12 protein-coding genes are annotated in these 11,788 nt (G+C 51.2%); 1 reads left to right on the forward strand and 11 read right to left on the reverse strand.

The window, feature by feature from the left end; translation table 11 throughout:
• Positions 1-14: 14 nt before the first annotated feature.
• Entirely contained in the window at positions 15-1,001 is a 987-nt protein-coding gene (galE, locus tag ABD76_RS25775) for a UDP-glucose 4-epimerase GalE (protein WP_197259821.1), read from the reverse strand.
• A 3-nt stretch (positions 1,002-1,004) separates the two neighbouring features.
• The gene (locus ABD76_RS25780) at positions 1,005-2,204 is read right to left on the reverse strand and encodes a galactokinase (RefSeq protein ID WP_197259822.1); all 1,200 of its coding nucleotides are present in this window, start codon (positions 2,202-2,204) and stop codon (positions 1,005-1,007) included.
• A gap of 241 nt (positions 2,205-2,445) precedes the next feature.
• On the opposite strand from ABD76_RS25780, the gene ABD76_RS25785 reads away from it, so the two are divergent.
• Positions 2,446-3,375 carry an AraC family transcriptional regulator gene (locus tag ABD76_RS25785; protein ID WP_197259823.1) on the forward strand — a complete coding sequence of 310 codons (930 nt, stop codon included), beginning with the start codon at positions 2,446-2,448 and terminating at the stop codon, positions 3,373-3,375.
• 336 nt (positions 3,376-3,711) lie between these two features.
• Here the strand turns inward: ABD76_RS25785 and ABD76_RS25790 are convergent, their stop codons facing one another.
• From ABD76_RS25790 to ABD76_RS25830, 9 genes are all read right to left on the reverse strand, one after another.
• Positions 3,712-5,196, reverse strand: coding sequence for an FGGY-family carbohydrate kinase (locus ABD76_RS25790; protein WP_242069814.1), 1,485 nt, complete (start codon positions 5,194-5,196; stop codon positions 3,712-3,714).
• Positions 5,197-5,360: 164 nt separating this feature from the next.
• A complete protein-coding gene (locus tag ABD76_RS25795; protein WP_197259825.1) occupies positions 5,361-5,669 on the reverse strand; it encodes a DNA-binding protein in 309 nt (102 codons plus the stop codon).
• A 552-nt stretch (positions 5,670-6,221) separates the two neighbouring features.
• Positions 6,222-7,190: a DUF262 domain-containing protein gene (locus tag ABD76_RS25800; RefSeq protein WP_197259566.1), complete on the reverse strand. Its 969-nt coding sequence runs from the start codon at positions 7,188-7,190 to the stop codon at positions 6,222-6,224.
• A gap of 58 nt (positions 7,191-7,248) precedes the next feature.
• Complete coding sequence (locus ABD76_RS25805; RefSeq protein ID WP_197259567.1) at positions 7,249-8,616, reverse strand: VWA domain-containing protein; 1,368 nt, start codon at positions 8,614-8,616, stop codon at positions 7,249-7,251.
• 3 nt (positions 8,617-8,619) lie between these two features.
• A complete protein-coding gene (locus ABD76_RS25810) occupies positions 8,620-9,714 on the reverse strand; it encodes an AAA family ATPase (RefSeq protein ID WP_197259568.1) in 1,095 nt (364 codons plus the stop codon).
• 90 nt (positions 9,715-9,804) lie between these two features.
• Positions 9,805-10,086: a hypothetical protein gene (locus ABD76_RS25815; protein ID WP_197259569.1), complete on the reverse strand. Its 282-nt coding sequence runs from the start codon at positions 10,084-10,086 to the stop codon at positions 9,805-9,807.
• An 88-nt stretch (positions 10,087-10,174) separates the two neighbouring features.
• Positions 10,175-10,534, reverse strand: coding sequence for a DUF4258 domain-containing protein (locus ABD76_RS25820; RefSeq protein ID WP_197259570.1), 360 nt, complete (start codon positions 10,532-10,534; stop codon positions 10,175-10,177).
• A gap of 39 nt (positions 10,535-10,573) precedes the next feature.
• Entirely contained in the window at positions 10,574-11,470 is an 897-nt protein-coding gene (locus tag ABD76_RS25825) for a DUF6744 family protein (RefSeq protein ID WP_197259571.1), read from the reverse strand.
• 111 nt (positions 11,471-11,581) lie between these two features.
• The coding region (locus ABD76_RS25830; protein WP_197259572.1) for a hypothetical protein at positions 11,582-11,788 on the reverse strand (207 nt) is incomplete at its 5' end.

The raw sequence follows: 11,788 nt of genomic DNA on the forward strand, positions 1-11,788 counted from the left end.
GATGGTCCTCCCCCTTATTTGGCGTATCCGTCCGGATGGGCTTGATGCCAGCGCCAGGCGCTCTCGATAATCTTCTCCATATTGTCCCGCTTCGGCTGCCAGCCGAGCACGGCCTTCGCCTTGTCGGCGGAAGCGATCAAGACGGCCGGATCGCCTGCCCGGCGTTCGCGCATCGCCGTCGGAATCGTCAGGCCAGTCACCCGCTCCGCGGTCCGGATGACCTCGAGAACCGAGAAGCCGTTGCCGCTGCCCAGATTAAAAATCTCGCTCGCCCCGTCCTTGCGCAAATAGTCGACAGCAAGCAAATGCGCGTCCGCCAAGTCGCTGACGTGAATATAGTCGCGAATACATGTGCCGTCCTGCGTCGGATAGTCGCTGCCGAAGACCGCGATCTCGCTGCGCTTGCCCAAGGCCGTCTCCAGCACAATCGGCACGAGATGCGTCTCCGGCTGGTGGTCTTCCCCAATGCGGCCGCTCTCGTGCGCGCCGGCGGCATTGAAGTAGCGCAGCGAGACGTAGCGGATGCCATGCACCTGGTCGAACCAGCGCATCATTCGCTCCATCGTCAGCTTCGTCTCTCCGTACACATTGGTCGGATTCGTAGCGAAGGTCTCCTCGATTGGCGTCCGTTCCGGCTCGCCATACGTGGCGGCCGTGGAGGAAAAGACAATCCGCTTCACGCCGAACCGCTGCATGACCTCCAGCAGCACCTGCGTGCCGTGCACATTGTTGTCAAAATATTTGGCCGGATGGCTCATGCTCTCTCCGACGAGCGAGTATGCGGCGAAATGAATGACGGCATCGAACTTATGCTGCCCGAACACGCCCTCCAGGAATGCCTTGTCGCGGATATCCCCGACATGGAGCGTGCCGCCGAGAAGCGCGTCCGCATGCCCCGTCTCCAACGAATCGACGACGACCACCTCTTCGCCGCGATCCAGCAATTCCGCCACCGTATGGGAGCCGATATAGCCGGCCCCGCCTGTAACCAGTACTGCCATTGCTTATTCCCCCTCCGCTGCAAGCTCGTTGCCGCAGTCTTTTTCCTTCACGCCGTCGCCGACGCTGCATACATAGAATTCCGCCGTCAAGCCCGTGCGCCGCTGATACGCCTCCCCGACCTGCTCGATGAAGCGAGAGACGTCGCTCTCCTTCACGAGCGAGACGGTGCAGCCGCCGAATCCGGCCCCCGTCATCCGCGCGCCGGCCGTGCCTTCGATGCGAAGCGCCTCCTCGACCATCACATCCAGCTCCTCGCAGCTCACCTCGTACAGATCGCGCAATGATTCATGCGACGCGATCATAAGCCGGCCGAACCGCTCCAGATCATGCCGCTGCAGCGCCTCCACCGACTGCAGCACCCGCTCGTTCTCCGCGATGACATGCGCGGCCCGCTTGCGCACCGTCTCATCCCGAATGAGATGCTTGTTCGCTTCATAATGCGCGGCGTCCAGTTGAGCGAGCAGCTCCAGATCAGGGAACGCCTGCCTCAGCTCCCGCACGGCCTCGTCGCATTGAGCCCGGCGTTCGTTATATTTGGAATCGACCAGCCCCCGCCGCTTGTTCGTATTGCCGATCACAAGCTTGTAGCCTTCCGTCCGGAACGGAACATGCTTGAATTCAAGCGTGTCGCACATAAGCAGAATGGCGTGATCCCGCTTGCCGTTCGCGACGGCGAACTGGTCCATAATGCCGCAGTTGACGCCGACGAACCGGTTCTCTGCCCGCTGGGACAGCTTCGCGATATCCGTCCGATCGATCGGATGGCCTTCCAGCGTCAGCAGCGCATAGGCCGCGGCGACCTCCAACGATGCCGAGGAGGACAACCCCGCTCCGTTCGGAATGTCGCCATGGACCAAAATATCGTAGCCCCGGCTCAACGCCCGTCCCGACTTCGCCAGCTCCACGATCACCCCGACGGGATAATCGGTCCATTCCCCGGTCTTGGCATCTGCCGTCTCGTCGGCCGCCACCGTCAACTGATAAGGAAAATTCGTCGAAGACAGCCGGAGCATGCGATCGGATCGCGGACGAATCAATAGCGTCGTGCCGAACTCCAGCGCTGCCGGAAGCACATACCCTCCGTTATAATCAATATGCTCGCCGATTAAGTTCACGCGGCCTGGAGCATGGAAAAAACGGACCTCTTCTTGACCGAACCCATATTGTTCCTCAAAACGATCCGCCAACTGCCGAGCATCCATGACGATGACCCCCTCCAATTATTTGCAATTTATTTTCGATTGCCTTGCTTTTCGCATGTATGCCGTTCTGCTACAAGCATACTCAATCCGAGGCGGCCATGTAATATAATGATGTGCGCATGATATGGATAAATATGACCTTCATTACAATCTATGATATAATGCTTGTAATACGTGTTTCAAAAAGAACGGTTTTCACCGCCGAAAAGGTTAGCGTGAACGACAAGAAGGAGGACATGTCATGACAGACCATGCTGACCCGGGACAGCCGGGCCAACCGGCCTCGGCCCCGCCAGAGACCTACGCCGTTGCCTCCAATCCGATGCTGGCCGGCTGCCGGGGCCTTCATGTCTTGTTTTCCGGCGAGAGCCAGACGCGGCCGTCTCATAAGCTCGGCCCGAAGCTGGTCGATTACTATTTGCTTCATCACGTGATGGGCGGATACGGAACGTTCACGAGCGAGGGCGTCACCTGCGAGCTGGGACCGGGCGACGCCTTCCTCATCACGCCGAACCGCCTCGTCAGCTATGCTTCCGCTACAGACAAGCCCTGGCACTACCGCTGGATTGCGTTCCAGGGAGAAGGGGCGGCCGATCTGGTGAGCGCCGCCGGCTTCGCCTCCGGGAGCCCGGTTGTTCATGCCGGGCCTGACTCAGAGGCGCCGGAATGGATGGAGCGCATCCGCGCCGCGTTCCAGCAGCGGCGGTCCTCCGCCCATCTGACGGCCCTCGGCTGCCTGCATCTCATCCTGTCCGATTATGCGGAACGCCAGGCCGAACCGGAAGCCGGGCAGCGGCTGAAGCCCGAGTCCGAGATCGAGCACACCGTCCGGCAGATGATTCACATGATGTCCACCCAATACGCCTATCCGCTGTCCATCGAGCAGATCGCGGACAGCCTCGGCTACAGCCGGGCGTATCTGTCCCGCATCTTCAAGCGCGTGACCGAGATGACGCCGGTCACCTACCTGCTGAAGCTGCGGATTGACAAAGGGCGCCAGCTCCTGCGCGAGCGCTCGGATCTGACCATCGAACAGATCGCCGCCTCCGTCGGCATCCCGGATGCGCTTTATTTTTCCCGGCAGTTCCGCCGCTTCTATGACCAATCGCCAACGGCGTACCGGTCCAAGTTCTCTCCGCCGGGAGGCTCCGGCAGCGGCTCGCGGGGATAGGCCCCGTCAATGCTTGCAGAGACAAGCCGTGTAAGCCCGCCGGTTCGCTTGTTCCTGCCACCATGTCTCCAGGCCTGCTTGACTTGCCTTTCCCGCGGCCTATCCTCAATCTCCCGCTCCGTCAGGAATCCTTTGGACAGCCTTCGGCCGTCCCTCATTCGCGGTCCCTGACCAGAGGGGAGAGTGACGCAAAGAGCAGCAGCCCTTTCCCATCTTGCCTGACCGAAGGGGAGAATGCCGTAAAGGGTTGTCTACGCGCACACCCCGCTCGCGCGCAAAAACGCCGCAGCCCGCAAAAAACAACGCCCGCGGCTGCGGCTCTCGTTCCACCTTGCATTATTTCTTCAGACCGCGCAAATGCGCCGCCATCGGCACGTACAGCTCTTCATAGGCCTGGCGGTACCGCTCATGCCGCTCCGCGTCCGGCTCATAGGCCTGTACGCCGCGGCTCTGCAGCGCCTGGCGCACCTCGGCCGCGCTCCCGAAGTGCCCCCCGCCGAGCGCTGCCGCGCAGGCCGCCCCCAGCATCGTCGCTTCCTCAATCGGCGGCACGAGAAGCGTGCTGTTCGCGATATCCGCCTTCATCTGCAGCCAGGCGGCCAACTGCGTGCCGCCGCCGACCGCGTTCATTCGCCGTATCGGATGAGCGGATGTACGCTCGGCGCTCTGCCGAATCATTTCGAGCTGATAGGCTGTCCCTTCCAGCACCGCCCGCAGCAGCTCCGCCTTGCCGTGCGATTTCTCCAGGCCGATGAAGGCGGCCCGCGTCTTCGAATTCGGATGCGGCGCGCCGCTGCCCGACAAATACGGGAAGAACATCACCTCGCCCGGCCCGTCGTTGATGCCGGCGGTCAGCTCCTGAATCTGCTCATAGGCAAGCGCCTCATCGGCCAGCAGGCGGCGAATCCATTCGACCGCCCCGCCGGAGGAGGCGTTGCCGCCCATCCAGAAGCCGCAGCCCGGCACGACGTGATAGCCGTACGAGAGGCCGGTCTCGAACTCAGCCTGGCCGAGCGGCTGCATCGCCATCGTGCCGACAAGCGTCTCGGCCGTCCCCATCGAGACATACACATCTCCCGGCTCGATGGCCCCCACCGCCAGCGCCGCGCAGACATGGTCATGCCCGCCGATGGCGACCTTCGTGCCGCCGCTCAGCCCGAGCCGGTCCGCCAGCTCCGGATGGACCGTCCCGAGCGTCGCGCCGCTCGGCAGCACGTCGGGGAAGATGGCCGGATCGAGGCCGAAGCCGCGGATCCAAGGCTCATCCCAGCCGTGCTGCCGCATATCGTAGGCGAAGGTGCGCGTGGCGAGCGACGGATCGAAGGCCATCGCCCCGGTCAACCGGTAAGCGACATAACCGGAGACGGACAGCCACACCGCGTCCCGCAGCATCGCCGGATCCCGGTCCTGGAGCCAGAGCAGCTTCGCGAGACCATGCTTGAACGACAGATGCAGCCCGGTCCGCTGGAACAGCTCCAGCGGGGTGCCCTCCTTCCGGATGCGCTCCGCTTGCGGCGCCGAGCAGGTCTCGAACCATGGCAGCAGCGGGGATTGCACCTCCCCGGTGCGGCGGTGGACGAGCAGGCCGCTCTCCGCCATGCTCGTGATGCCGATGTAGGACACCGGCTTGTCCGGATGCGCGTCCGTCAGCTGGCGAATCATCGCGGCGATGTCGTTCCACATCGCCTCCGGCTGATAGACGACATAGCCTTCCCCGCTGTCCTCCGTCATGGTCGGGCGGCTCGTCTTGGCGACAAGCCGCCCGTTATCTTCGTATAAGCCGACCTTGCGGTTCGTCGTGCCCAGGTCGATTCCCATCATCCACATGATATCATCTCGACTTTCGTAAGATTTCGTAACTAGCCAAATTTACTTATATCTCAAGCATTTCTGGATTATTTGAAAGATTAATTTTCGTGTTTCTTCGTCTTCTTCCGTAAAAAACGTGATCTTTTTGTGATTTTTTAACGTAATTTATTCAACCCCTACACTTTGATTATTGATTTATTCCCTGTATTTTCTCGTACCCATTCCGTATGCTCTTCAATCCAAATCATAAACAAATGAGTTGGAACCCTTGGGTGCCCAAACTCTCGGATTACCGGAAAATCTTCGCGGTTTAAAAGCTCCGAAGCTTTGGTACTCCCGATATCCAGCAGTTCCATCAATTGTGTTCTTGTTAATAATAAAGGTAACTCATTTTTAACTTTTAAGTTATCAAAAGCTTTCTTTATAGCATTATTTATAATTTCGCTTAGAAAATCAACATCTACTTCAAAAATACTTTTATGCATGACTATCCCCTCCGTCCCTGTTTTTCAAAAACACATCATTTTCCCTCTTCATCTCTTCCAGTTTTACAAATTCTCCCCGGAGCCAATCAAACCATTCACCATCCGATCGCTCTAAGCCAAATATGTCCTTACTATTTAAACGATACTCTTTGATCTCTCCCGTTTGCTTCGCACGGAAAAGGTAGAACCATTTCGGATCGTACAAAATGGACAGTTTATCGGCCCAACATAGTTTACTGGTGTTTGCCTACGGAGCCTCGCATAGTGCCGACTGTGATACAGCACGATATCACCGTACTCCTTGCCTAATCGTTGAGTTACAATCCGGGCGCCAACTATGCGTATCCATCCCGATGAAGCTACCATTTCCAGCGGGATAACCATTCAAATCGGAATCCATTTCATCTATCATCCCCCCTCCCACCTTTTAAAAAAAATAGGGCCGTACAGCAACGCTGCGGCCCCTTTCTTACCCTTCTATCCAGAAAATGAACTCACAAACTAAAGAAGACAATACAAAACTGACCCTGTACCTTCGTTAGAATCAAGATCCTAACACGAAAATTGCTCCATATCTTTAACCATATAATCAACTCGGTTCGCAATAAACTGCTTACTCGTTGCCCCTTTTTGACATAATTGACCATAAGGGCTATCAGGTGAGTACCGTTCAATCAGGAAAGAGTTTGCCCAATACCCAAACTTATCTTCTGTCCAGCCATTTTCGAGCGCAAAATCCACAACTTGAAACAAGCTGGCGACATGAACCTTCTTTAAAGCTTTTCGTTGTTTTTTATCCCAATTGCGAAACGCTGCATCCATAAACTCAATTTTGTTCTCTACAATCTCTACTGTAGTAGCCGGTACTTCGTCCAAGCTGGAGATAAATCGATTTAAACTTGCTCCCCCAAAATCAATATCTTGATTCATTGCTGAAGCAATGAACTGCCAAATCAATCGCTCATCTACATAGCGGTTAAGATCTGTTTTTGTAAATGCAATTTTTTCAAAAAACAAGCTTTGACCGATTTCCTGGACTGTTTCCCGCACAGCATGACTTACCTTGACTCTGGTCTTCTCAGTGGAAGTCAGTGGAACCGACTGATTCACCCGATAGAACATTTCCTCTACCTCTTCAAAAGTGCATTCGCGAAACTCTGTCACCGTGAAATTGTACGTCAGGAATTCAAATTGTGTTTCCGAAGACAATTCTTCATATCGCTTTCCAGCAATGCATTCTCCATTGAAATCCGCTGTTCCCTTGCTCAATTTGTATTGTCCATCGTGGAAGAAGAAAATAGACTCCCAACGCTGCCGGCCATCAATGACCCAGATGTATCCGTCTCCGTTATCCCAAACAAGGATGTTTGGAATGTAGCGATCCCGAATGACTGAATCGACAAGATACGAACGGCGATCATTTTTCCATACGCTGTTACGCTGAAATGGCAGATCAAAGCGAATACGATCTCTCATGTTTAAAAGGTTTTTTGTTGTGCGTTGAATACTTGATCTTTTCATTAAATAGTCCTCCCAAAATTAAAGAGCAGGACAGTAAATAGCTGCCCTGCTCCTTGTTTTATATTTCAAAAGCTTGATACACTGATTCATCCTCGAATGAAGAAGCTTTTACAATTCGGTCCGAGAACCCCTCTACTCCTTCTATAGACTCCGTACCGAGTAACAAAGAAAGCACTGAAAAGCCCTTCTTCTCCTTTAACTCGTTCCAGCTATTTAGAAATCGTTCATTCATATGAGCTTCGCCGTCTGTTACAAAAATAATGTCCGCTTGGCTGAAACGGCTCCGCTTAATCACTTCGGCAGCTTTTTTCAACGGAGGTACAAAACTTGTCCCTCCACCCAAAAAGACAGTTGCAAGCTGAATCATATCCTGAACGTCAATCTTCCCTCTCTCATAGATCAAGGGAGCAGCAGCATGCGAAGAAAAGGGAATCCATGCAAAATCTCTTCTTTGCTTTCGTGCAATGCTCATCAGTGCAAGAGCAAAGCCTTTTGAAATCGGATCTTGATTTGCCATACTTCCCGATTGATCCAAGCATAGAACAATCGGCCCCTTACCAAGCTGTTCAGGCCCCTTTGTATCGTACTGAAGCGTTTGGCCCTCCACATATCGGCGTAAGAAATCCATTTTGGTCATAGGGCTGGCATAACTGCCAAGTTCCATCGGCAATAGCTGCTCTACATCATTGCCCTGCCGGACACCGTTACGGTTGATCGCATCCTTATGCTTGGAACGCTGCTTACGATTGGCGATTACCTTCATACGACCAGCCCATGTTGCAATCTCTTTCAATTTCTTATCGTGACTCAATTTTTCAGCCAGAAGCAATTGATCCTTTAATGGAACCTTTTTCAGTTCACTATCTCCACTTCCCGCCTTTATTCCACCCAAGAGAGACTTCACATTCTCTTTGGCTTCTACGGCTTCCTGTGCAGCTTGAGACAACATTCGAGATAGAGAGTTTCCTTTCTGGTTCAGGGCTGCGGACAAAACCTCTGCTGCCTGCTGCGAAGCACCCTGTTCTCCATTCATCAAGTTTTGTAATGCTTCAGCAAATTCTTGATCCCTCTGTGCTTGTTCCTTCACCCAACCAAGAACCGTCTCGCTATATTTTGTTGTACCAAGAGCCGCTGCCAGATCATCCAGACGGGTAAATTCACGAAACCCCTGATAGCCTTCATCTGTCATGACCTTCTCCATTAGCTGATGATTTATTCCTAATTCATCAGGAACTTGTTCCAACAATTCAGGCTTCATTTTGAATAAACCAGCCCATATATCGCCCATTAATGGCTGAAAAGAGGGGAATATCTCGTTCCCCTCTGCTCCAACCTTCTTGAGCTTTTCGGACATTTCCAAGAGCTGCCCAAAACGTCTACGATCATATGAATCTGTATTTAAAACGGAATTCATCGGCTCCTTCATCTGCTACACTCCCAACACTTGGGATGCAATATCGGTTAATGACTTCTGAACAAGAGCAATGGCTTGCTCAACTTCTGGCCGGTTCGGATTATCCTTCTGGAGATTTTTAAGCTCACCGACCAAGGTCTTGAGCTTTTTCGTACTCTCAACAGCCACATCCGTAGAGTTGTTAGATTGATTGAGGTTATTTAGAATCTCCGCTGCTTCAGCTTCAATCTCTTCCACGCGCGTCTTCACACCATCTTGGGCATGATTACGTACAATCTTCACCACCTTATCACGCTGCTCTGGCTTTTCCCACAGGCTATGTTTAAGAATCATGAGGTCTTCCAAGATAGCCTGATCTCGGCCGGCCAGTACCGCTTTAGCACGAACAACGGACAAGGCTTGCTTAAAACGGCGATCTGAAGGCCGGATTCCCTCATCCATTAGCTCCCGTCTGATTTTACTCAGCGCACCGTAAACTTCATTAGGAATCGTAACCGTATCGCTGAAAAATTGAAGCTCAAACAGTTCTTCCAGACTCATACTTGTTGAAGAAGATGGAGAACCTTTCAACATGGCAATGAACGATTGATCCTCTCCAATGTAATCCACTTCATATCGTAAAAGGAAGCGGTCAAATAAAGCCTCAAGCCCTTCCCCTTCTTCCGGATACTCGTTTGAAGAACCAATTAGGCACATCAATGGAGCAGAAACCGGCGCCCCATCATTGTAAAAAATCCGTTCATTGATGAGCGTTAGGAGTGCGTTCAAAATTGCACTATTGGCCTTGAAAATTTCGTCAAGGAACGATGTGTGCGCTTCCGGTAACTTCCCGGATGTATTTCGCTTATAAACGCCATGCTCCAGTTCTTTTAAGGATACCGGCCCAAACAGCTCCTCTGGGGTGCTGAAACGAGTAAGCAACCATTGAAAGTAATTAGCCCCGGTAATTCTTTTTGTAAGATCAGATACAAGAGCGGACTTACCAGTTCCAGGGGGGCCGATCAGTAAAGCATGCTGACGAGCGATCATGGCCACCATCAATCCTTCAATGACTTCTTCACGTTCTGCATATTGTACTGACAATTCATTTTGAATATCTTTAATTTTCAAATAAATCCCTCCGCTTTTTTAAAATAAAAAAAGAGCCGAAGCTCCCCGTTTGGAAGTCATCAGCTCTTCATTTTAATTAGTTTTTACCTGTTAATTTGAAAAAGCGCCCTCTTGGTCCAAAGTTGTCAACAGTTTACGTTCATGCTGCAAAGCTTCTTCCGGATCTACTGAGCGGAGTCCCAATTCTGCCTTCACTTTCTCAAAATACGAAGCTGGAATCTGATCGTAATCAATAGTAACGGAAGGTTTAACCGCATCCGGGATCTGATCAGCAATACTTTCAACCACTGCGGCAGAATGTAAAGGATAGTGTTCTTCCCCATCAATCACTTCATAGGGGAAATTTTGTGTTTTGACATTATTAATAATCATGTCCTTTTTTCCTTTCAATTTTAATCTCACCGCCCGTTTTGGTATATGGATATTATACACCAAAACCAAGAGGTAAAACATTCTTTGATTACTGTACATGCCGTCCATGTTCAGGAAACATGGCAGTTACTACAGCAAAAAGTATACCCTGATTCCTTTTCTTTATAGCTAATCCAACTGCCAGTTTTCGATTCTCGTATTTTCCGACTACGGTTAATACCGGATCAGCATTAGTATAAGGTTGTTCTCCAAAGGGATATTTCTTGGCTTCATGCATTTCTGAAGGATTGTTATGATACAAAATGGATTCTACCATTTTCTTGGTAATTCCCCGTTCTTCCATACGCTCCCCTGCATGCTGACTGTATCGAACCTTTTCCAAATCAATATGATCTTGGAGTACCTGCCTGATCAGAGGCCAATGCTGTAAATAGGCTTGTCCTTTCATGAGTTTTTCCTTTCTGTTACCTTTACGATAACGAATTTTTTAATCCGCCATATTCACCAAGGCGACTGCAATTTTTTCGCGTATAAGTGTTACACAAGTTTCCATCTCTTTTAAATCACCAGTAACAATAGCCTCATATTCTTTATAATTGGAAACCACATTTTTAGCGTCTTCCAATATTGCCTTTAGCTCATTTTTCTTAAGCTGATTGGCTACCCCATTCTCACAAGCTTGAAGAGTTCCGCGCAGATGATCCAAAAGCTTTCTTGTAACCATATTTTTCATATCCATGGTGTTCATTACAGGAACCTTCTCTGCCTCTCCCTTTTCAAGGGAAGTGATAAAGCGAATCAAAGCATCCAAATTCCCTTCAAATTGCGCTGGGACGAAATAGACGCCTCCAGATGGTCTTACCGGAGTAGGAGACATACTCTTCAAGACGCTGGTAATTAGGGTACGCAGTGTAGTAGAGCCGTAATTGTTTCGATAAATCTCAAATTGTATGGCGGCATTATTGACTAACTGCTGCGCCAGTGATGAAACATAGCTTGTCTCTACTTTCCCTGCTTTACGATCTAATACCAGTGCTCCGGCATCGGGAATGTAATTTAATCTTCGACCTTTCGTATCTTTAGTTTCACAAACCAAGTTGCGCTGTACAAAAGAGCTGGTAGATGCCACCTCACGAAACATGTAGTTCTCATACACTCCCGGCGACATTTCCCGTCTGAACTTTTCACTAGTAGCTCTTCTAAATGCATCTGGAAGTCGAATGTCTTTCGGCATCCAGCCAGCGCCTAACCCGGAATCAACAAGTTTTTGTTTAAGCTCATCGGGAGTGATCAGCATGCTTGATAATGAACTCCAAGTCAAAAAACCGATAGCATTTCCTTGGCCGGATGGAACCGCAACCGCATTTTTTAAAATAGCACTCATAAGAAAGCCTCCTCATTTTTGATAATAAAAAGGGCCAATTCCTCAAGCATGCCGAAAACATGCGAGGAATTAGCCTTTGAATAAACTCTTCAGACTTTTAGTGTCCACAATTTACACTCGAAACAGCTTGGCCTTCATTCCGACAATCGGGCTTTCTTTCATTCTTTGTGTCAAAGAGTCCATATCGGAAACAAGTTGATTTCTCCCTTCTTCTCGTCCCCTAACATCATCCAGTAAATCATGCGCAAAATTCATAATTTGTTGAACACTCTGCCAAAACGATTGACCTTTAAGCGACAACACGTCAAGTTCTGTACC

The organism is Paenibacillus dendritiformis, assembly GCF_015845845.1.
GTDB classification, from domain to species: Bacteria; Bacillota; Bacilli; order Paenibacillales; family Paenibacillaceae; genus Paenibacillus_B; species Paenibacillus_B dendritiformis_C.

Coding starts and splice junctions, on each gene's coding strand:
- galE (WP_197259821.1), bottom strand. CDS start 1,001: ATGGCAGTACTGGTTACAGGCGGGGCCGGCTATATCGGCTCCCATACG.
- ABD76_RS25790 (WP_242069814.1), bottom strand. CDS start 5,196: ATGATGGGAATCGACCTGGGCACGACGAACCGCAAGGTCGGCTTATAC.
- ABD76_RS25795 (WP_197259825.1), bottom strand. CDS start 5,669: ATGCATAAAAGTATTTTTGAAGTAGATGTTGATTTTCTAAGCGAAATT.
- ABD76_RS25805 (WP_197259567.1), bottom strand. CDS start 8,616: ATGAAGGAGCCGATGAATTCCGTTTTAAATACAGATTCATATGATCGT.
- ABD76_RS25785 (WP_197259823.1), top strand. CDS start 2,446: ATGACAGACCATGCTGACCCGGGACAGCCGGGCCAACCGGCCTCGGCC.
- ABD76_RS25815 (WP_197259569.1), bottom strand. CDS start 10,086: ATGATTATTAATAATGTCAAAACACAAAATTTCCCCTATGAAGTGATT.
- ABD76_RS25820 (WP_197259570.1), bottom strand. CDS start 10,534: ATGAAAGGACAAGCCTATTTACAGCATTGGCCTCTGATCAGGCAGGTA.
- ABD76_RS25780 (WP_197259822.1), bottom strand. CDS start 2,204: ATGGATGCTCGGCAGTTGGCGGATCGTTTTGAGGAACAATATGGGTTC.
- ABD76_RS25800 (WP_197259566.1), bottom strand. CDS start 7,190: ATGAAAAGATCAAGTATTCAACGCACAACAAAAAACCTTTTAAACATG.
- ABD76_RS25825 (WP_197259571.1), bottom strand. CDS start 11,470: ATGAGTGCTATTTTAAAAAATGCGGTTGCGGTTCCATCCGGCCAAGGA.